A 21,521-nucleotide genomic window follows, 5' to 3' on the forward strand; every position below is an offset into this window, starting at 1 on the left:
TATGAAATAAGGGTACAGCTTTTTATAAAGTCTGTACCCTTAAATTAGTTTTACCTAAATCATGCCTTAGAAATTCTTTCTCCTATCTCATTAAGAGTTTTAAATACAAACTCTAAATCCTCATAACTGGTTCTATGATTCGAAAGACAAGCCCTCATTGCAGTTTTTCCATTTATGACTGCTGGAGCAAGAAATGCCTTCCCGCTTAATTCTAATTCATTTAATATGCTATTTTGAAGTTTATTTAATTCTTCATCACTATAATTTAAATTAGGCACATATCTAAAACATACTGCTGATGTTTGTGTAGGACAAAGAAGCTGCCACTTATCGGATTCATTTATTATTCTTGTAAATTTTTGTGCCAAATCCATATTTGTATCTATAACTTTTGAAAGTTTATTGAGTCCATAAGCTCTAAATGCAAACCAGATTTTAAATGCTCTAGACATACGAGTAAATTGCATTCCATAATTCATATATTCAATTGGCTCATCTGCATTAAACGCCTTATCACTGGTTCTATATGTATTATAAAGATGCTCTCTATTTTTAATCAAAACACATCCAGCCTCCACTGGTATAAAAAACCACTTGTGAGGATCTGTAGAAATAGAATCTGCTTTCTCTATTCCTTTCATCAGTGTTTTCCCTCTTTCTGTTAAAATTGCTCCTCCAGCAAACGCTGCATCAATATGCAACCATATCCTCTGTTCATTACAAAGATCTGCAATCCTATCAATATCATCTACAGCACCTTCATTTGATGTTCCAGCTTGTGCTACAACGCAAAATGGATCATACCCTAATTCCCTATCTTCTTCTATCTGTTCTTTTAATTTTTCAACATCCATTCTAAAATTAGAGTCTACTGGAATTTTCCTTACAAAATCACTACCAATTCCAAGTACACTTGCTGCAGTTTCAACTGATTTATGGCTTATATTTGAAACATATACTACTAAAGGCTTCTTTATGTTTTGGAGCCCCTTCTTCATAGCACCTGGAATATGAACTTCTCTAGCTACAGAAAGTCCTGTTAACGTTCCCATTGTACCTCCACTTACTAAAATTCCTCCACTTTTATCTGTATAACCAAACATATTTGCAAACCAAGATACAACAGTTTCTTCTATAACCGTAGCTGCCGGACCTGACTTATAACAAAAAGGAACTTGATTTAAACCCACATTTAAAATTTCACCTATTGTTCCAGCTGGTGATGGACTTGTAATAATCCATGATAAAAACTTAGGATTTCCTATCTTACTGCAATAAGGAATAATATTTTCCTTTACATCATCAATAACCTCTTCAACACCAATTCCTTCAAAGGGTATTTCTTGCGAAACTAAATCATATAAATTTTCACGTTTAATATTGGGAATAACAGGATCACTTGAAATATCCTTTATATACTCCCCTACAACTTTAATAGCTTTGTCCAAGCAAATATCCATGTTTTCAAGATCTAAAGATTCTACTCTCATACTTCCCCTTACCTTTCTTATATATTTTTGTATAAGCTTAATTATATATTTCACTAAATTTTCTTAATTGCCCATATATTTAGTATATACTGTTCAAATTCTCATCTCAACAGATTTTCATATATAAAAGCTAATATAATAACATACAATAAGTTACTATGTATGTTATTATATGGTATAATATAGTTTGTTGAGTTATATTTATACATTACTATTTACTATCATGAATAAATTAATATTAAGGAGATATTTTTATGAAAAATCGTAGTATTTATTTTTTAATGGTATTAGCTGCATTATTTTGGGGTGGAGCATTTATTGCAGCAAAGCTTTCTGCTCCATTTATACCTGCTTTCACACTTACATTCCTTAGATTTTCTATAGCTACAGTAATACTCTATGTCGTAATTTTAGTTAAAGAAAAACATATATATAAATTAAAGAAAGAGGATATACCCGTATTTTTATTTACAGGTGTTGTAGGGATGGTAGGATACCATATTCTATTTTTCAAGGCCTCTATATATACTACAGCTATTAACTCTTCCATTATAGCTGCATCTAATCCTATGATAACAGTTTTATTATGTTTTATTTTTCTTAAGGACAAGCTAAATTCAAAATGTATTTTAGGAATTATTCTTTCATTTACAGGAGTACTTTTAACCATAACAAATGGTTCTCTATCAACTATTAGCGATATTACCTTCAACAAAGGAGATATTCTAATGCTTTTAGCAGTATTGTGCTGGGCTTGTTATGGAATTTACAGTAAGAAAGTTATGCCTCGATATTCACCACTTACTTTAACTTTCTACAGCTTTTTATTTTGTACCCTTTTTCTAATTCCTTTTGTCATATATGAAAATCCTATAAGTTTAATACACAGTGTACCATATTATTCTTACATTGCTGTTGTATATATGAGTATATTTGCATCTGTTATAGGATACCTTGTACAACAAATGTCTATAAAACAAATAGGTCCAGCTAAAACTTCAATCTTCATAAATTTAGTTCCAGTATTTTCTATTATACTATCATCTATAATACTTCATGAAACTATAACTATAGTAAAAGTTTTTGCTGCCCTCTTAATAATTACTGGTGTGTATATATGTCAAAAATCCAAATAACATCAATTTTTATTTCGTCTTTATGATATACTATAAAACAAGAAATTCATTAGAGAAGGGATAGTTACATTATGTATGTAAATAAGTCAAAAATTAAAGTACGTTATGTTGAAACAGATAAAATGGGAATTGTTCATCACTCCAATTATTATGCTTGGTTTGAAGTAGGTAGAGGAGAATTTATAACAGAGTCGGGAATGAGTTATAAAGAAATAGAAAAACAAGGCATAATGCTTCCATTAGTAGAAAGCTGTTGTAAATACATAGAAGGTGCAAAATATGAAGATGAACTTATAATTGAAACTAGCATAAAAGAAATGAATGGTGCGAAAATAATATTTAACTATAACGTTATTAGAGAATCTGATAACAAACTTTTAGCAAAAGGCTCTACAACTCATGCATTTGTTAATAATGATTTTAAAATTGTAAATGTAAAGAAAAAACATCATAATATATGGGAAAAGCTAAGTATACTTTATACAAAATAACAGAATCCTAAGATCACATTTTGTGGCTTAGGATTTTATTATTTATTAATTATGAAATTTCAACTCTCAAATCACCCTTCAATACCTATACTGCAATATCTTTTCTGTTATATATTATATATGCAGCAGCAATAAATGCAATATTTAAAATCAACATAATAAGCAAATAAGTGCTGTTCATTTTCTCACCAATAATTATACTAGTTGCATTTACATACTCAAAAGGGGTAAAATACTTTAGTATTTCAAGCTCATCTGAAATATACGCAGCTATACTTAAAAAATAAGTTATAAGAACCACTCCAATAGATATTGATGTTACACTTCTACTTTTTCTCATAATAGCTGACATAAAAAAACCTATAGAAGCAAATGTTAGGTGTAATAATAATGGAGCTATACTCAAAAGTCCAAATATTCTCATACTAAAAGACTCTATTTTAAATATTTCAAAACTTATAAATAACATTGCAGTTGTTAATACATTTAAAATAATTATATTTGTTATACAACTAAGAAGCTTATTTGTAACTACTTCTGTTCTAGTTATTGGTTTACATAGTAAAAATTCTATAGTTTTTTCACCTTCTTCTTTTGACAACATACTAGCAGCCAGCATTATGGAATAAATGCTTCCAAATAAAGTTACAAATACATATCCTTTTGTTGCGTAGTAACCAAATATATTTGACATACTAAGCTTATCTAAACCAAAAGCACTTAGTAAAGCTTTAGGCATACTTTTAAAGAGTTCTTCAATGCTTTTACTTTCTTTAGCTATAGATGGATAAACAGCCATCATGAGAAATATAGTAGATGCTAAAATAATTGTCCATATTATAAGACTCTTTTTATTTCTATCCATTTCTCTTAAATACAAATTCATCTATTCCTCCCCCTTTTCATAATAATGCATAAACACATCTTCAAGGGCAGGTTCCTCTATCCATAAATTTTGTATCTGTATTTTTGATAATTTTAATAAGAGTTCATTAATATTACCATTGAATAAGAACTTAATTTCTCTATGTCTTCTTTCCTTTTTAATTATTCCTGATAAATCTAAGTCTAACTCTTTATCCTTTGATAATTCTATTCTTATATTTTTAAATTTGTTATTTCTTAAATTATCTATAGTTTCTACCTTTAAAATCTTCCCTTCTCTAATTATTGCTACTTTATGACAAAGCTTTTGTACTTCACTCAATATATGTGATGAGAAAAATATAGTCGTTCCTTTTTTATTTTCTTCACGAAGTAAATCAAAAAATATATTTTGCATTAAAGGGTCAAGTCCACTTGTAGGTTCATCAAGTATAAGAAGTTTAGGTTCATGTAAAAGTGCTTGAACTATAGCAGCCTTTTTCTTATTACCAAGAGATAAGTCATCTATTTTTTTATTTAAATCCAGCTCTAATCTTTGAGATAGCTTTTGTATATTATCTTTATAATTACCTTTATAAAACCTAGCAGAATAATTTAATAATTCTCCAACTTTCATATCATCATAATAGTTAACTTCAGATGGTAAATATCCTATATGCTTTCTTATTTCCTTTGAATCTTTAACACAATCCAAATCAAATATTTTAGCACTGCCGCTGGTTGGATGTATGAAATTTAGTATAGTCCTTATTGCAGTAGATTTTCCAGCACCATTGGGACCTATAAAACCAAAAATTTCTCCTTCGCCGATTTCTAAATTTACATCTATTATACCTCTGGCCTTACCATAATATTTGGTTAAACTGTTGGTTTCTATGATATTCATATACATCTCCTCCTTTTTTTTATATTGTTCTCAATTTAACTCTAAAGTTTTCATAAAAAAATAAATACAGCATAACAATCAATGCTGTATTTATTTCCATAATTTTTTAAATTTTTTCTGAAATAAGCTCTCCCATTTTTTCTGTACCTACTTCAATCATTCCATCTCCCATAATATCCACTGTACGATATCCTTTATCTAACACTTTGGAAATAGCATTTTCAATATCCTTTGCTGCCTCTTCCATATCAAAGCTATATCTAAGCATCATAGCAACACTCATAATAGCAGCAATAGGATTTGCTTTATCTTGACCAGCTATATCTGGTGCTGAACCATGAATAGGCTCATATAAACCTATTTTATTTTCTCCAACACTAGCAGAAGCAAGCATACCTAAAGAACCAGTAAGCATTGATGCCTCATCACTTAAAATATCTCCAAACATATTTCCAGTAAGTATAACATCAAACTGATTTGGATTTCTTATAAGCTGCATTGCTGCATTATCTACATACATATAATCTAAATCAATATGTGGGTATTCCTTGGCAATTTCTGAAACTACCTCTCTCCACAATCTTGAATTTTCAAGTACATTTGACTTATCAACAAGTGTAATCTTTTTATTTCTTTTTTGAGCAATTTCAAATGCTACTTTAGCTATTCTAGATATTTCAGGAGTAGAATAACCCATGATATCCCAAGCTTTTTTCCCACACTCAATATCTTCTCTATTTTTTTCTCCAAAATAAATTCCACCTGTAAGTTCTCTTACTATCATTAAATCTAAGTTATTACCCAAGATTTCTTCTTTCAGTGGTGACGCTGATTTAAGTTGTGGAAACATTATAGCCGGTCTTAGGTTAGCAAAAACACCTAATTGCCTTCTTATTTGTAAAAGCCCAGCTTCTGGTCTTAAATTTCTAGAAATCTTATCCCATTTTGGTCCACCTACTGCTCCTAAAAGTACAGCATCACTATTCTTACAAATTTCTATAGTTTCATCTGGAAGAGGTACACCTGTTTCATCAATAGCAGCACCGCCCATAAGTACTTCTTGATATTGAAAATTACATTTATACTTTTTTGAAATAACTCCAATTACCTTCACTGCTTGATTCACTACCTCTGGTCCTATTCCATCTCCTTTTATAACTGCTAACTTCATTTTGCATCCACCCTTTTCCTAACATAATTAACAAGTCCATCACTCTTTATAATTTTCTGCATAAATTCAGGGAATGGTTCTGATTTATATATCTTATTGGTAGTCTTATTTATAATAGTTCCATTATTAATATCTACTTCAATTTCATCTCCTTCTTTTATCTCTTTTGCAGCTTCTTCACACTCAATTATTGGAAGGCCTATATTTATAGAATTTCTATAAAATATTCTTGCAAAAGTTTTTGCAATTACACAACTGATTCCAGATGCTTTTATAGCAATAGGAGCATGTTCTCTTGAAGAACCACAGCCAAAATTCTTTCCCGCTACCATAACATCTCCTTGTGAAACTTTATTTGCAAATTCTTTATCTATATCCTCCATACAGTAAGCAGCAAGCTCTTTTGGATCACTTGTATTTAAATATCTAGCCGGAATAATTACATCTGTATCTACATTATCTCCATATTTTATTACTTTTCCTTTTATCATTTTACTACCTCCTCTGGTGATGCAATTTTTCCTTTAATAGCAGATGCAGCCGCCACTGCAGGACTTGCTAAGTAAACTTCACTTTCTACATGTCCCATTCTTCCTACAAAATTTCTATTGGTAGTAGCAACAGCTCTTTCTCCTTTTGCTAGGATACCCATATGTCCTCCTAAACAAGGTCCACAGGTAGGTGTGCTTACCACTGCGCCTGCATTTATAAATATTTCTAATAGTCCTTCCTTCATAGCCTGAAGATAAATTTTTTGAGTTGCAGGAATTATAATCGCTCTAACAGAAGAATGTACAGTTTTGCCTTCAAAGACTTTAGCAGCTGCTCTTAAATCTTCAATTCTCCCATTAGTACATGAGCCTATTACAACCTGATGAATAGGTATATCATCAACTTCATCAATAGTTCTAGTGTTTTCTGGCAAATGTGGAAAAGCAACTGTTGGTCTTATAGTTGATAAATCTATTTCTATAACCTGAGAGTATTCTGCATCCTCATCTGCTTTATATATTTTATATTTTTTAGTTGAATGCTCTTTCATGTATTCTATTGTTTTTTCATCAACCTGAAAAATTCCATTTTTAGCACCAGCTTCAATAGCCATATTGGCTATTGTAAAGCGGTCATCTATACCTAAGCTTTTTAAACCTTCCCCACTAAATTCCATAGACTTATATCTTGCTCCATCTACTCCAATCATTCCAATGATATGAAGAATTACATCTTTACCACTTACCCAAGGCTGAAGTTTTCCTTTAAGTTGAAATTTAATTGCTTCCGGAACCTTGAACCAACATTGTCCTGTTGCCATTCCTGCTCCCATATCTGTACTTCCAATTCCTGTTGAAAAAGCTCCTAAAGCTCCATAAGTACACGTATGAGAATCTGCTCCAATTACTACATCACCAGCAACCACAAGTCCTTGTTCAGGAATCAAGGCATGTTCAATACCCATTCTTCCTACTTCAAAATAATTTTTGATATTTTTTTCTTGTGCAAACTCTCTACAGCACTTACACTGTTCTGCAGATTTAATATCTTTATTTGGCGTAAAATGATCTGGTACAATTGCTACTTTATTTTCATCAAATACTTTTTCTACCCCCATTTTTTTAAATTCTCTAATAGCTACTGGAGTAGTTATGTCATTTCCTAAAACCAAATCTAAATTTGCACTAATTAGCTGCCCCCGTTTTATATAATCCAATCCAGCATGCTCTGCCAAAATTTTTTGAGTCATAGTCATACCCATTTTTATAGCCCCCTTATATTTTAATTTATTTCACTTGCCATCTTATTTATTGCATTCATATATGCTTTTACACTTGCTTCAATTACATCCATACTAATACCCCTGCCTACAAACTTATTTCCATCTCTATCTATTTTCACAGTAACTTCTCCTAAAGCATCCTTTCCACTTGTAATAGCTTTAAGTGCATAATCTTCTAGCTTTACGTTAACTCCTATAGTTCTTTCAATAGCATTGAATACTGCATTTATAGGACCGTCACCACAAGCAGCCTCTTGTATAACTTCATCCTTGTTTTTAACTTTAACTGTTGCTGTAGAAACCATATTATTTCCTGTTATCACCTGGAAGCTTTTAAGATTATATTTTTCTACAATCGGAACTACATCTTGATTCACCAAAGCCTCTATATCCTTATCTGAAATTTCTTTCTTTTTATCTGCCAAATCTTTGAATATTTTGAAAGCTTCATTTATTCTATCATTATCTAAATTGTAACCAAGCTCCTTTAATCTTTCCTGAAAAGCATGTCTTCCTGAGTGTTTTCCAAGTACCATATTATTTTCTTTCAATCCAATAGATTCTGGTGTCATAATTTCATAAGTTTCCTTTTTCATCAATACCCCATGTTGATGAATTCCTGATTCGTGTGCAAAAGCATTTACCCCTACAATTGCTTTATTAGCTTGAATACTTACCCCAGTTAAATGACTTACCATGCTGCTAACTCTATGAATTTTTTCACTAACTACATTTGTATAACAATCAAAGTAATCCTTACGAGTCTTTAAAGCCATAACAATTTCTTCAAGAGATGCATTTCCTGCCCTCTCTCCTAATCCATTCACAGCACATTCAATTTGTTCTGCCCCATTTTCAATAGCTGCAAGTGAGTTAGCAACTGCAAGTCCTAAATCGTTATGACAATGAACACTTATAATTGCTTTATCAATATTAGGTACATTTTCTTTTATTCCTCTTATAAACTCTCCAAATTCTACCGGCGTAGTATATCCTACAGTATCTGGTATATTAACTACTGTAGCACCGGCGTCGATGACGGCTTCTAAAACTTTATAAAGAAATTCTGGACAAGTTCTTGAACCATCTTCCGGTGAAAATTCTATATCATCACATAAGGTTTTAGCATATGAAACCATCTCTACTGCTCTTTTTAACACTTCCTCAGGTTCCATATTCAGCTTATATTTCATATGAATATCTGATGTTGCTATAAAAGTATGAATTCTAGGTCTTTCTGCATATTTAAGTGCTTCCCATGCACGGTCAATATCTTTTTTATTAGCTCTAGCTAATGCATTAATAATAGGTTTTTTTATTTCTTTTGCAATAGCTTTTACTGCTTCGAAGTCCCCATTAGATGCTATTGGAAACCCTGCTTCAATAACATCTACTTCTAACATTTCAAGCTGTTTTGCAATTTCTAATTTCTCTTGTACATTTAAACTAACCCCTGGTGTTTGTTCTCCATCTCTCAATGTAGTATCAAAGATTTGAATTTTCTTTGACATTTATAGCCCCCCTTTTAAGATTTAAATATAAAAAGGCAGACTTTATACTCTCACTGGAGCATAAAGTCTGCACGCGGTACCACCCAAATTTTTTTCTCGTTTAGATAACGGCATTCACCGGCTCAGCCTACTACTATTTCAGCTTGCTGCTCAAGGACTAGTTCAGTAATCGATTATCTGTAGGTTCTCACCATTACCCACTCTCTGTAAAACATCTCTATTACCTACTACTTCCCATCATTGCTTTAAAATTTATACTTTTATATTGTATTTCAAACTTTTTATTTTTATTCCAAATAATATTTAATAAGAAATATACTATAATTTTCAAAGCATGTCAATATAAATTTTTAGAATTATTTAAATTTTCTTTTTTCAAAATAAAATAAGGCATATCACTGATATGCCTTATTATAATCTATACTAACATTATTGACTTACTACTAGGTCATCTATTTTGCACCTTAAAACACTCGCCAGCACTACTACTTTTTGTAAACTCGGGTTCGTTTTATCTCCTCTCTCCAACTCTTCTAAATATGATTTTGAAATAGATGTTTCATATTTAGAATTCTTAGTAAGATTTTCAATATCTCGAGCGGTATACCCCAAACTCACCCTGAATTCTCTAATCTTCTTACCATTTAACATGCTAGAGACCCCCTTTAAAAATTTACTCCATTCCGGTAGAGCTATACTCCATATAAAGCTTATTGTGGTTGGTAGCAAATAGATACAGTATTACACTATATAAAAGTCTTTTCACTTTTATTATAATACTTTTTTAAGATAAAAAGTAGTTGTTTAAATATATTTTACACTTACTTAATATTTTTGAGCATACTAAGTTATTTAAATATCTTTTTTAATAATTTAACTTTATACTTATACGGAGGATATCTTAAAGCAACATCAAATACATTGCTTTTTTTTACTATACTTTTTTTATGAGAAAAAGTATCAAAACTTGCCTTCCCATGATAAGCCCCTACTCCACTACACCCTACACCACCAAAAGGAATATATGATGAAGCTACATGCATTATTGTATCATTTATACATCCTCCACCAAAAGAAATATTATGTAAAATTCTCTTTTGAACCTGCTTATTATTAGAAAATATATATACAGCAAGAGGCTTTGGATAATTATTTACCATTGTTATAACTTCTGATAAATCATTGTATTCTAGGACTGGAAATATAGGTCCAAATATTTCATCCTGCATAACTTTATTTTCCCAAGTTACATTATCTATAATTGTAGGTGAAATATATAGTTCCTCTTTGTCATGCTCTCCTCCTACAATAATTTCTCCTTCTTCTAAAAATTCTATTAATCTATTAAAATGTTTCTTACTTATAATTCTTGGCAAATCGTGACTTTCCTTAGGATTATCCCCAAAAAACTCTCTAATGATTTTAGCTATAGCATTAAGAAGTTCTTTTTTTATATCCTTATGAACTAATAAATAATCAGGAGCAACGCAAGTTTGCCCAGCATTTAAAAATTTACCCCAAGCTATCCTTTTTGCTGCTAATCTAATATCTATATCTTTGTCCACTATACAAGGACTTTTACCTCCTAATTCTAATGTCACAGGAGTAAGATTTTTTGCTGCAGCCTCCATTACTACTTTTCCTACTAGAACACTACCAGTAAAAAATATATAATCAAACTTTTCTTTAAGCAATGCTGTACTAACTTCAACCCCACCATTAACTATAGCTATAAATTCTTCATTAAAACTTTCATTTATTATTTTTGTTATAACCTTAGAAGTATTTGGTGTATATTCAGATGGTTTTAAAACAGAACAATTTCCTGCCGCTATAGAACCTATAAGTGGTGCCATTAGCAATTGAAATGGATAATTCCACGGAGAAATAATCAGTGTAACTCCATACGGCTCCGAATAAATACAGCTTGAAGCTAAAAAATTTGTTATTGGTGTTTTAACTCTTAGTGGCTTTGACCATTTTCTTAATTTCTTTACAGCAAGATTTATCTCATCTAAAACTATACCTATTTCAGTAGCATAAGATTCAAACTCTGATTTGTACAAATCTATCTTTAAAGCATTGGATATCTCATTTTCATATTTGACGATAGCTCTCTTTAAAATTTTTAATTTTTCTATTCTAAAGTTTATAGCTCTAGTCTCTCCAGTATAAAAGTATCGCTTCTGGTTATTTAGAATTCCTTTTATATTATCCATAATTATTCTCCATCCAATTATATCCAAATATCTTTAAACTCATTATAACATCCCTTAAACAAATTCTCTATATGTAAAATAATTTATTTTAAATAAAAGAAGTAGAATATCTTATTAAAAATATTCTACTCAGGATTTATATCATATCAATATTGATTAACACCTTCAATTCTTAATACATTTTTTGAACATTAGTAGCTTGAGGTCCTTTTTGTCCTTCCACTACATCAAATTGCACCTGTTGACCTTCATGCAAATCTTTTTTAGGCCCTTGTTCCTTTATTGCAGAGTGATGAACAAACACATCATTTCCTTGTCTCCCTGAAATAAACCCATATCCCCTTTTACAGTCATACCATTTTACTGTTCCTGTTTCCATATAAATTCCTCCAATTTCTTTATTCAATAACACACTTTATTATTGGAGTATTTATATGAAAATATACTAAATTTAAGGAAATACCAATTCTATTCAAGAAGCAATTTCTCTGCATGATTACTTATAAAATTAACATAGCTTTTTCAGCTTAACATATCCTCGGAAGCATTTGAGTATCTAAACTTCCTAATAATCTCTTCCCCCCAAAAGCATTCTCAACATATACAAAATCTTCTTTATTAGTAAAATGTCCTATTATACTTGCATTACTGCATTTACCTTCTTTTTTAAGTCCTTCTTTGATTTCCTCTGCCACATCATTTTCTACAACCAATATCATTCTTCCCTCACTAGCTAAATAGAGAGGATTAATACCTAACATTTCATTTATTCCTTCTATTTCTTCTCTTATTGGAATAGATTTTTCCAAAAGATGTATCCCTAATTTACTCTTTTTTGATACTTCGTTTAAAATTTCTCCTATTCCTCCTCTTGTAGGATCTTTCATAAGTTTAATGTTATCTTTATATTTTTGTAGGTAATCTAATAAATAATTAAGTGGAGCACAATCACTCTCAATGTTTCCTTTTACCTTTAAATTATACCTATCCACAGCTATAGCCGTCCCATGCTCTCCAATAGTTCCAGTTATTATAATGCTGTCTCCAGATTGTATTTTTTTAGGTACGTATCCCTTAACAAATCCAACTCCAGAAGTATTTATAAAAACACCATCTATTTTTCCCTTTGGAACAACTTTTGTATCTCCAGTAACTATTTTTACGTTAGCTTGTCTACATGTGTTTCCCATTGATTCAGCTATTTTTTGTAGTTTGTTAATAGGAAATCCCTCCTCGATAATAAACCCTACACTTAAGTATAAAGGAATAGCTCCACATACTGTTAAATCATTTACCGTACCACAAACCGCTAATTTCCCTATATCTCCGCCTCTAAAAAACATAGGATTTACCACAAATGAATCTGTAGTAAAGGCTATCTTTCCTTTATCTAGGCTAAATAATGCTGAATCCATATTCTCTAGTAAAATATCATTATCAAAGCTTTTATAGAATATTTTTTCTATTAACTCTCCAGTATATTTTCCACCATCACCATGTATTAACTCTATAGTTTTAGTATTCACTTTCCCACCCCCTTAACGCTCTGCTTTCACTTCTCAACTTTCAAATGTATTTGTAATATGCAGCACAAGCTCCTTCACTAGATACCATACATGGACCACATGGAGTTCTAGGAGTACATACTTTTCCAAAAAGACCGCATTCTTTAGGTGATATGTTTCCAATCAAAACCTCACTGCATTTACATCCATTGTCTTCTCGAAGCACTTCTTCTTTATCATTAAAATATCTATATAAATTAAATTTCTTAACTGCATCCAGTTCTGAGTACTTGTCCTTTATAACTAAAGCCGAATTATTTACATTTCCAATTCCTCTCCACAGAACATTATCTATTTTAAATATTTCTTCTATTAATTCTATAGCCATTTTATTCCCCAAATCACTTACACATCTTCTATACAAGTTTTCAAAGCCTCTCTGTCTTTTCCCCTCTTGTTTTCTTTTGATTTCTTTAATCAAAAAATATATTCCGCCTAGTATATCCTCTGGTTCAAATCCACATACTACTGCTGGCACTCCATATTTTTCATAAATAAATTTAAAACTCTCAGCTCCTTTAATCACAGCCACATTTCCCGGGCAAATTATTCCATCAATATTCTTTGTTTTCAAGGTTAGAATCTTATCCAGTATAGGTGGCATAATCTTTATAGAAGTTAAAAAATATAAATTTTTTATTTTTCTATTATGAGCTTCTTTTATAACAGCTGCTATTATTGGTGCTGTTGTTTCAAAACCAACACCTAAAAATACAACTTGTTTTTCTTTATTTTTCTCAGCTATATTAACAACATCATATACAGAATATACTACTCTTATATCTCTTCCCTTTGATTTTTCCTCTAGTAAATTCCCTTGATTTCCATTTACCCTCATTAAATCTCCAAAAGTAGCAATTATAACTCCTTTTCTTGATAAATCTATAGCAGCATCTATATAACTTTGATGTGTAACACAAACAGGACATCCCGGTCCTGATATTAAATTTATCTTATTCGAAAGTATACTCTTTATTCCATACTTAGCTATAGAATGTGTGTGTGTTCCACACACCTCCATAATATTTATGTTATCTAGCTTTATTTCTTCTCCAAATCTATTAATGTTATCTACGATTTTATTTAATTTATTATCATTTATCATAATTCATCATCTTCTTTTAACATTTCTTCAAAGATATTATCCAAATAGTCAAAGTAATCTTTATCTATTTTTTCAATAGCAAATCCTGCATGAATAAGCACATAATCGCCCATTAATGGCTCTTCAATAAGTTGGACATTTACACAAGTTTCAACTCCTTTAATATTCACAACAGCAAAGGGTAAATCTAAGTTTTTTATTTCACCACAGATAGCAAGGCACATTTATAAACACCTCTCTTTTAAAATCTCATCAGCAACAGCTATTTGTCCAAAAGAAATTCCACTATCATTAATAGGAATAATTTTATTAAAAAATACTTCAAACCCATTGTCTTTCAAACTCTTATATATTCTTTTTAAAAGATATTCGTTTTCGAATACTCCACCACTAAGCACAATCTTATTAAGTTTAAACTTCTCCCTTAAATTACAGGTCATATCAATAGTTATGTTTACAATAGTATTATGGAATTTAGCACTTATTATTGAATTTACTATCCCTTTTTCTATATCCTCTAATATATCCATAATTATCTTTGAAGAATCTATCTTATACACACCATCTTCTTTTTCTATATAGTAGTTATAGGAGTCAACCACATTCTTTTCAGCAATAGCTTCTAGCTCTATAGCCCCCTGTGCATCATAAGTTATTTCTTCTCTTATTCCTAAAATAGAAGAAACAGCATCATATAATCTACCTAAACTTGATGTTTTATAACAGTTTAAATTATAATCTAATGCAGCACATACATTACTAATATCCTCTTTTACAAGGCTTTGAATTCTCTTTAATGCTTTTTCCTTTATAGTTTCAGCCTTTAACTCTTTCAAATAACTCACGCCTATTTTCCATATGTCTTTTTGAGCTGAATCTCCCCCCTGTATTTCTGTGTACTTGAAATATCCTGCTCTTTTAAATTCTTTTCTATTACCGACTAAAAATTCTCCACCCCAAACCATACCGTCAGTTCCAAAACCTGTACCATCGTATATAACTCCTATAACATCATCAAATATATTATGTTCTAACATGCAACTTACCATATGTGCATGATGATGTTGAACCTCTATTTTAACTACATCTAAGTTCTTTCCATAAATGCTGGACATATAATTTGGATGCATATCTACAGCAATGACATGTGGTTTAAACTCAAAAATACTTTGTAAATTGTTTATAGCCTTTTTATATTCTTTATATGCGTCTAAATCTTTTAAATCTCCTAGATACTGACTTACATATACAATTCCATCTATAGAAAAAGCACAAGTATTTTTCATTTCCGAACCACAAGCTAATATTTTATTCTCTATATTACCATTAAAAGAATACGGTGCATATCCACGTCCTAGCCTACTTACTAGTTCCATATCCTCTACTACTTTAACTACAGAATCATCTATAGGCGTATTTATTTCCCTATCGTTTAATAAAAAATAATCTGCTATATGTCCTATATTTTTTATAGCCCCTTCATTTGTATATTCTATAGGTCGTCCACTTATATTGCCGCTGGTCATAATTAGAGGGGGAAGGTCTTCGCTAAATAGTAAATGATGTAGTGGAGTATACGGAAGCATAACTCCAAACTTATTAACTTTAGATGCAATATTATTAGGAAGTATTTCCTTATTATTCTTCTTTAGAATCACTATTGGTCTTTTATTAGACATCAACACTTCTTCTTCTTTTTTGCTGATAAGACAATATTTTTTTACTTCATCAATATTCTTCATCATTAAAGCTAGAGGCTTATGATTTCTTCTTTTTCTCCTTCTAATTTCACTTATAGCCTTCTCATTTAATGCGCTGCATACTATATGAAAACCTCCAATACCTTTTATTCCTAAAATCTTTCCTTTTTTCAAAAACTCAGCACTTTTCTTTATTTCATCTATACACTCTATTTTTTCTCCCTCATTATCTATAAGAATAAGCTTTGGACCACATTCTATACAGCAAGTGGGTTGAGCATGAAATCTTCTAGTCTCAGGATTCTTATATTCACTATCACAAAGTTTGCACATCTTAAATTCACTCATAGTTGTGTTACATCTATCATAAGGTAACGACTTAATTATTGAATATCTAGGCCCACAGTCAGTACAATTAGTAAAAGCATACCTATATCTTTTAGAAGTTTCATCAAATATATCACGAACACATTTATCACAAGTAGCAATATCAGGTAAAATAAATTTTAGTTTTGTATTTGCTGATATACTTTTCTTTATTTCAAAGCTTTTATACCCTGTTGGTTTCATTTTTATAATTTCTGTCTTTTGTATTTCTGCAAGCTCAGGTGGTTCTTTTACTATCTTAAAAAGGAATTCTTTTATTTTTTCTGTTGTTCCTTCCATATCTATAACAACAGATGAGTCATAATTATTGACCCATCCTTTAATATTTAGTTCTTTTGCTGTTTTATAAATGTATGGTCTATACCCTATTCCCTGAACTATTCCATATATTTTTACAATATATCTTTTTTTATCTTCTTTCATCTATTCTATTTTTTCTCCCCCTCAACTTTTCTAATAGTTGCTGTAAGCTCTGGCATGTCTCCAAAGACAACCTTTACTTTGGTATACTTATCTACAAATCCCTTATTCATATCTATCAGATGCTCCAAAAGATTTTCTTCGTTTATATGACTATTAAAATTCACCGAAATTTCCATTGAAGTTATCTTCTTTATACCGTTGTCCATACAAATATTATTAAGACTTTTAGAAATGTTTTGCATCAAAAATGAATCATGCATTTTCTAATCCCCCTTTTGAAATTATTAAGTTATAAACCTCATTTTTTATCTTTTTAAAATTTTCTTTTAAAACTTCACTTAACTCTATTCCAAATTCTATATTTGAAACTTCTATCCCTATTACAAAACCTGAAACTTTTTTAAGTGCATAACTATTTAATAGCTTGATAAGACTTAATTGATGCTGAGAATATCCTTTTTCAAAAAAGTCTCCCGTTTTATCAAGTTCTACTATACTTACCGCTCCAGGTTTAATTCCATAAAGAGTAGCATCTAATATAAATAGAAAGTCTCCATCTTCTATAAGACTTAAACAGTAATCCACATCTGTTTCACCTATTATTACCTGAAGCCCTATATTTTCTAGTTTATCTTTCAATTCTTCTGCAATTAATACTCCAATGCCATCATCTCTCATTATTCTATTTCCTATAGCAATAAATTTTTTACTCATACTTTATATATACTCCTCATGCATTTGTTAATATAATCTATACAACCCTTATCTCCATAGGTGAAAAATCTTTACTTAAAACATGAGTGGCACAAGATACACACGGGTCAAAGGATCTTACTATTCTTCCTATTTCTACTGGATTTTTAGTATCTTCAATATGAGTTCCTATTAGTGACTCTTCCACAGCACCACGAACTCCATTAGAATCCTTAGGAGAAAGATTCCATGTACTTGGCGTTATTATAGTATAATTTTTTATCTGTCCCTCTTCTATATTTATATAGTGAGATAAAGCTCCTCTTGTAGTATCATTAAATCCGTACCCTACAGCTTTTTCAGGTAGTACATAACGCTTATTTGTACTTTCTTTAGCTGTCAGCCGCTCTAGTAGTTTTAGCATAATATCAGCTATTTTTTTTGCCTCTAGTGCTCTAGCTACAGTCCTATTCATAGTAGAAATTCCTTCTCTATATTCCCCACTTATATACATTCTTGCAAGCGGTCCTACCTGTACTGGATATTCCTTATATCTAGGAGCCTTTATCCAACTATACCCTTCTTTTTTTAATGCATCTGGCTTCCAATTATCATCTTCAATGTTCAAAGTTTCCTTGTCTGCTTTATACCAAGCTGAATAAATATTTTCATTTATCTTTGTAGTGTCTAAATTTTCTTCCTTTCCATCTATAATTGCTTTAGGACTTACATAATAAATTTCTGGCCCATAGTTATCGTATAATCCATAACTCATTAAATTTTTAGGTCCTGAACCTATATTAAAGTAATCTTTATAATACTTAGCTACAATAAAAACATCTTCAATCATTTTATTTACAATAAAATCTCTAATTTCAGTTACAAGGGCCTTTATCTGAAAAATCTTTTGAGCAGTAATATTAACAGTAGTTCCTCCAGCAATTATACCGTGGTTATGAGGTGCTTTCCCTCCTAAAACAGCTAATATCACATGTGCCTTTCTACTATATTTTAATGACTCAAAATAGTCTTCTATAAGTTTTTCACTTTCTTTTTTAGGAATTCTAAAATCAGTGTGAGTTACTGAATAGACTGGATTTACATTAAATCCTGTTACAAAATCTGGAAGTGTATATTGATAAAAATGTCTTAAATGATTCTGTAAAAATTCACTACCGTGAAGTATATCTCTAAGTATTTCTTCATTCGTATCAACCTTCAAATTAAAAGCATTTTCGAGAGCTTTTGCTGAAACTACAGAATGTGCAGTTGAGCAAATTCCACAAATTCTCTCTGTAAAGTAAGTTGCATCGAGAGGTGGCCTACCCTTTAGCATCTTTTCAAAACCTCTAAACAACATTCCTTCACTTTTTGCGTCTATAATTTTGTTTTTTTCAATATGAGCTGTTATCTGTAAAAATCCACTTATTCTAGTAACAGGATTAATTACTACTTTTTCAGGCAAATCCTCACCTCCTACCTATAAGTTTATAAATGGTTCCATAGCATCTGGAAAACCTTTTTGTGCACATCCTATGCAAGGAGTATTATCTCCTATAGGCCAATTTACATAATCATTCCACTTTCTTGTTGGACAATCTGTTTTGGTAACTGGCCCTCGGCAGCCAAGCTTAAACATGCATCCTTGATCACCAACTGATTCAGCAAAAATTCTCTTTTCGAAGGCTGCTCTTCTTGGACAAATATCATGTATAGTTACTCCATAAAAAATTATTGGTCTGCCTTCTTTATCAAGTTCCGGCTTTCCAAACAATATTAAATGTGCTATAGTTCCCATAATCCAATCTGGATGACACGGACATCCTGGAAGCTTTATAACCTCTCTCTGTAAGAATTCGCTAACACTAATACATTCTGATGGATTGGGCTTTGCCGCTGAAATTCCTCCAAAAGATGCACAAGTACCAACAGCCAATATATACTTAGCCTTATCTGCTGCTCTTTTCACCTCTTCCATACCTGTTATTGGTCTTCCATTATAATAAGAAACAATATTATAAATTCCATTATCTTTTGTAGATATTGCTCCATCAACAATTAGAATAAATTCTGTATTAAGTGCTTCTTGCAATTGTTCCTGAGCTTGTTCTCCCTGAGCTGCCATTAAACTATTGTTATACTTTAAATCCACCATATTGGTTAAAAAATATGTTACATCTGGAGCACTTCCATTAAGTAAAGAAATTATATTTCCAGAACATCCTGCCGCTTCAATCCATACCAAATTTATTTTTTTCTTATTGTTGTTTTTTATTTCAGTAACTGCTGTATCTATAAGTCTTTCAGCTGTTTGGGCTTTTGATTCTAAAACTGGACATATCTTTTTTCCCACAACTACTTCCTCCTCTTACTTTTGAAGTACTCCTACTTTCTGTAACTTACTTAAAACATCTTGTCCTTCATGACACTCTTTATATTCTTTACTTACATCATTCCCTGCTTCAAGTCCAAAATGTTTTCCTGCTGCCCACGCCGCTTCAAATGTTACATCATAAACTATCCCATTCACCGCAATATATGCTGGATTACCATTTTTACCATTAAATTTAGAAAGTTCTTCTAAAGTAAAAGTCTTATCTTCAGTCTGTCTATCAGCACTCGCTGCCTTTTTCATATTAGTAACATAGTTTTTTATGACATACATCTTATACAGTTCTTGGTGGATTAAATTATCATAAAACATTTTTTCATACATTGTGGTACACATAGAACTTATATAACTTAGTTCATTAATATTTTTTTTCATTCTATTAATTAGCAGCTCACAATTCTTTATATACATGCAATCCATCCTTTTAAAAGTTTACCCTTAATAATATGCAGTAGAGGTTAATAAAATGAATACACAAGAAAATTGCGTATCAATCTTCTTGTGTATTCATTAAAAATATGTTGTTTTATTTACTTTTTCATCTTGCTTTCTTTTAACAGCTTGGATTCACCTGTATTTTCCCAAATTTCTACTTGTTCAATAGCTTCTTGAGGAGTATACCCTCTCCCTACTAAAACTCCTGATAAAATAAACTCTTGAAATAGGTGTTCTAAATTAATTCCCTGTTTTACTTCTTCTAATGCACGTTGTACTAAAGGCTCAATGTACATTACCCATTGATCAGGAGTATACTCATCCTTGTTTATTCTAAAAAGATGTCTAGTCATCGTACTCCAATATGCTTTTGCTTCTTCTTCAAGCTTTGTAAGTCTGGTATAATAATCTGGAAATTCTCTTAGATGTGCTAAAGCAATCTTCCCTGTTATAATAGGATCATCTTCTGTGACATTAGTAGGAAAGTATTTTCTTCCATGTTCAAGCTCCGTATCTAATCCCATTCTGAATTGCTCTAAGTCAAATTTTTCTTTGCTAAAATCAATACCAAGTTGTTTTGCAATTTCACTTGCTTCCTCTGTAGTAAAACTGGTTTTACCCTTAGTACTTGAACTCATATTTAGTTTACTAAAACCACTATTTTCAGCCTTATTTATACTTAGTATATAATTATATTTGTTGGCATGTTTCAATTGATCAGTGAGAATTTCAAATACCATATCCCTGTAATATCTGTTTGGCATTCCTGCACGAATATCTCTATATCTTTCTACTGCAGCCAACTCACCAAATAAGGCTTTTTTAATTCCGTCAATATAAGATTTAGACTTTTTAAATTCTATATCCTTCGGTGTAGTAATTTTTTGTCCAGTAAATGCTTTATAAATTTCTCTAAACATTTTATTATGTTTTCTTTCATCATCTCGAATAGATGCAATAATCTCCTTTTCTTCCTGTGTTGGCGCAACGGATATTAAGTAATCATAAAATAATTCATCTTCTCTCTCATCTTGTACTGCATCTCTTATCAGCATTAGTGATTTTTCTAATGTTTTATAAGACATTGGTCTTCCACAATAGCCTGGCACCATATAAGGCATATTGAACATCTCCAATTCTATTTCCTCCCTAAAAATAAAAAACTTTAATATCACGGTATTATGATATGCTAAATATTTTAATGAGTTACCAGTTTTAGTTATAAACTAAAATCGTATATATGTAACAAAATGTTGTA

22 protein-coding genes and 1 other annotated feature are annotated in these 21,521 nt (G+C 30.9%); of the genes, 2 read left to right on the forward strand and 20 right to left on the reverse strand.

The features are described from left to right. Positions 1 to 59: 59 nt before the first annotated feature. Positions 60 to 1,490: a pyridoxal phosphate-dependent decarboxylase family protein gene (locus OXH55_RS15450; protein WP_268050932.1), complete on the reverse strand. Its 1,431-nt coding sequence runs from the start codon at positions 1,488 to 1,490 to the stop codon at positions 60 to 62. A gap of 254 nt (positions 1,491 to 1,744) precedes the next feature. Between OXH55_RS15450 and OXH55_RS15455 the strand changes: the two genes are divergently transcribed. Next, positions 1,745 to 2,626 carry a DMT family transporter gene (locus tag OXH55_RS15455; RefSeq protein WP_268050933.1) on the forward strand — a complete coding sequence of 294 codons (882 nt, stop codon included), beginning with the start codon at positions 1,745 to 1,747 and terminating at the stop codon, positions 2,624 to 2,626. 71 nt (positions 2,627 to 2,697) lie between these two features. Then, positions 2,698 to 3,117 carry an acyl-CoA thioesterase gene (locus OXH55_RS15460; RefSeq protein ID WP_268050934.1) on the forward strand — a complete coding sequence of 140 codons (420 nt, stop codon included), beginning with the start codon at positions 2,698 to 2,700 and terminating at the stop codon, positions 3,115 to 3,117. Positions 3,118 to 3,202: 85 nt separating this feature from the next. On the opposite strand, the gene OXH55_RS15465 is transcribed toward OXH55_RS15460, so the two are convergent. The 19 genes from OXH55_RS15465 to OXH55_RS15555 all read right to left on the reverse strand — a co-directional run bounded on the left by OXH55_RS15465 (position 3,203) and on the right by OXH55_RS15555 (position 21,393). Then, entirely contained in the window at positions 3,203 to 4,003 is an 801-nt protein-coding gene (locus tag OXH55_RS15465; RefSeq protein WP_268050935.1) for an ABC transporter permease subunit, read from the reverse strand. Then, on the reverse strand, positions 4,004 to 4,888 hold the full coding sequence (locus OXH55_RS15470; RefSeq protein ID WP_268050937.1) for an ABC transporter ATP-binding protein: 885 nt from the start codon (positions 4,886 to 4,888) through the stop codon (positions 4,004 to 4,006). A 106-nt stretch (positions 4,889 to 4,994) separates the two neighbouring features. Then, complete coding sequence (gene leuB, locus OXH55_RS15475) at positions 4,995 to 6,059, reverse strand: 3-isopropylmalate dehydrogenase (protein WP_268050938.1); 1,065 nt, start codon at positions 6,057 to 6,059, stop codon at positions 4,995 to 4,997. Then, positions 6,056 to 6,550, reverse strand: coding sequence for a 3-isopropylmalate dehydratase small subunit (leuD, locus tag OXH55_RS15480; protein ID WP_268050939.1), 495 nt, complete (start codon positions 6,548 to 6,550; stop codon positions 6,056 to 6,058). The genes leuB and leuD overlap by 4 nt, the downstream gene beginning before the upstream one ends. Beyond that, complete coding sequence (gene leuC / locus OXH55_RS15485) at positions 6,547 to 7,818, reverse strand: 3-isopropylmalate dehydratase large subunit (RefSeq protein ID WP_472924561.1); 1,272 nt, start codon at positions 7,816 to 7,818, stop codon at positions 6,547 to 6,549. Before leuC ends, leuD begins: the two co-directional genes overlap by 4 nt. A gap of 14 nt (positions 7,819 to 7,832) precedes the next feature. After that, complete coding sequence (locus OXH55_RS15490; protein WP_268050941.1) at positions 7,833 to 9,344, reverse strand: 2-isopropylmalate synthase; 1,512 nt, start codon at positions 9,342 to 9,344, stop codon at positions 7,833 to 7,835. A 51-nt stretch (positions 9,345 to 9,395) separates the two neighbouring features. Further along, positions 9,396 to 9,594 (reverse strand) — a binding site (T-box leader). Between the two features lie 179 nt (positions 9,595 to 9,773). Next, positions 9,774 to 9,995, reverse strand: a complete 222-nt coding sequence (locus OXH55_RS15495) for a helix-turn-helix domain-containing protein (RefSeq protein WP_268050942.1) — start codon at positions 9,993 to 9,995, stop codon at positions 9,774 to 9,776. Positions 9,996 to 10,192: 197 nt separating this feature from the next. Then, complete coding sequence (locus tag OXH55_RS15500; protein ID WP_268050943.1) at positions 10,193 to 11,563, reverse strand: aldehyde dehydrogenase; 1,371 nt, start codon at positions 11,561 to 11,563, stop codon at positions 10,193 to 10,195. Positions 11,564 to 11,735: 172 nt separating this feature from the next. Further along, positions 11,736 to 11,942: a cold-shock protein gene (locus OXH55_RS15505; protein WP_268050944.1), complete on the reverse strand. Its 207-nt coding sequence runs from the start codon at positions 11,940 to 11,942 to the stop codon at positions 11,736 to 11,738. Between the two features lie 148 nt (positions 11,943 to 12,090). Then, on the reverse strand, positions 12,091 to 13,089 hold the full coding sequence (gene hypE / locus OXH55_RS15510; RefSeq protein WP_268050945.1) for a hydrogenase expression/formation protein HypE: 999 nt from the start codon (positions 13,087 to 13,089) through the stop codon (positions 12,091 to 12,093). Positions 13,090 to 13,129: 40 nt separating this feature from the next. Further along, the gene (hypD, locus tag OXH55_RS15515; protein WP_268050946.1) at positions 13,130 to 14,233 is read right to left on the reverse strand and encodes a hydrogenase formation protein HypD; all 1,104 of its coding nucleotides are present in this window, start codon (positions 14,231 to 14,233) and stop codon (positions 13,130 to 13,132) included. Then, positions 14,230 to 14,457, reverse strand: coding sequence for a HypC/HybG/HupF family hydrogenase formation chaperone (locus tag OXH55_RS15520; protein WP_268050947.1), 228 nt, complete (start codon positions 14,455 to 14,457; stop codon positions 14,230 to 14,232). The genes hypD and OXH55_RS15520 overlap by 4 nt, the downstream gene beginning before the upstream one ends. Next, a complete protein-coding gene (gene hypF / locus OXH55_RS15525) occupies positions 14,458 to 16,743 on the reverse strand; it encodes a carbamoyltransferase HypF (RefSeq protein ID WP_268050948.1) in 2,286 nt (761 codons plus the stop codon). A gap of 5 nt (positions 16,744 to 16,748) precedes the next feature. After that, positions 16,749 to 17,003 carry a hypothetical protein gene (locus OXH55_RS15530; RefSeq protein WP_268050950.1) on the reverse strand — a complete coding sequence of 85 codons (255 nt, stop codon included), beginning with the start codon at positions 17,001 to 17,003 and terminating at the stop codon, positions 16,749 to 16,751. Next, positions 16,996 to 17,457, reverse strand: a complete 462-nt coding sequence (locus OXH55_RS15535) for a hydrogenase maturation protease (protein WP_268050951.1) — start codon at positions 17,455 to 17,457, stop codon at positions 16,996 to 16,998. Before OXH55_RS15535 ends, OXH55_RS15530 begins: the two co-directional genes overlap by 8 nt. Before the next feature lie 37 nt (positions 17,458 to 17,494). Continuing rightward, a complete protein-coding gene (locus OXH55_RS15540) occupies positions 17,495 to 18,901 on the reverse strand; it encodes a nickel-dependent hydrogenase large subunit (RefSeq protein ID WP_268050952.1) in 1,407 nt (468 codons plus the stop codon). Between the two features lie 15 nt (positions 18,902 to 18,916). Further along, complete coding sequence (locus OXH55_RS15545; RefSeq protein ID WP_268050953.1) at positions 18,917 to 19,789, reverse strand: hydrogenase small subunit; 873 nt, start codon at positions 19,787 to 19,789, stop codon at positions 18,917 to 18,919. Between the two features lie 15 nt (positions 19,790 to 19,804). Continuing rightward, positions 19,805 to 20,239, reverse strand: a complete 435-nt coding sequence (locus tag OXH55_RS15550; RefSeq protein ID WP_268050954.1) for a cytochrome b5 domain-containing protein — start codon at positions 20,237 to 20,239, stop codon at positions 19,805 to 19,807. A 119-nt stretch (positions 20,240 to 20,358) separates the two neighbouring features. Continuing rightward, positions 20,359 to 21,393 (reverse strand): DUF5661 family protein, encoded by a 1,035-nt coding sequence (locus tag OXH55_RS15555; RefSeq protein WP_268051227.1) that lies wholly within the window; start codon positions 21,391 to 21,393, stop codon positions 20,359 to 20,361. Between the last annotated feature and the right edge of the window lie 128 nt (positions 21,394 to 21,521).

Source organism: Clostridium ganghwense (genome assembly GCF_026735165.1).
Lineage (GTDB): Bacteria > Bacillota > Clostridia > Clostridiales > Clostridiaceae > Clostridium_H > Clostridium_H ganghwense.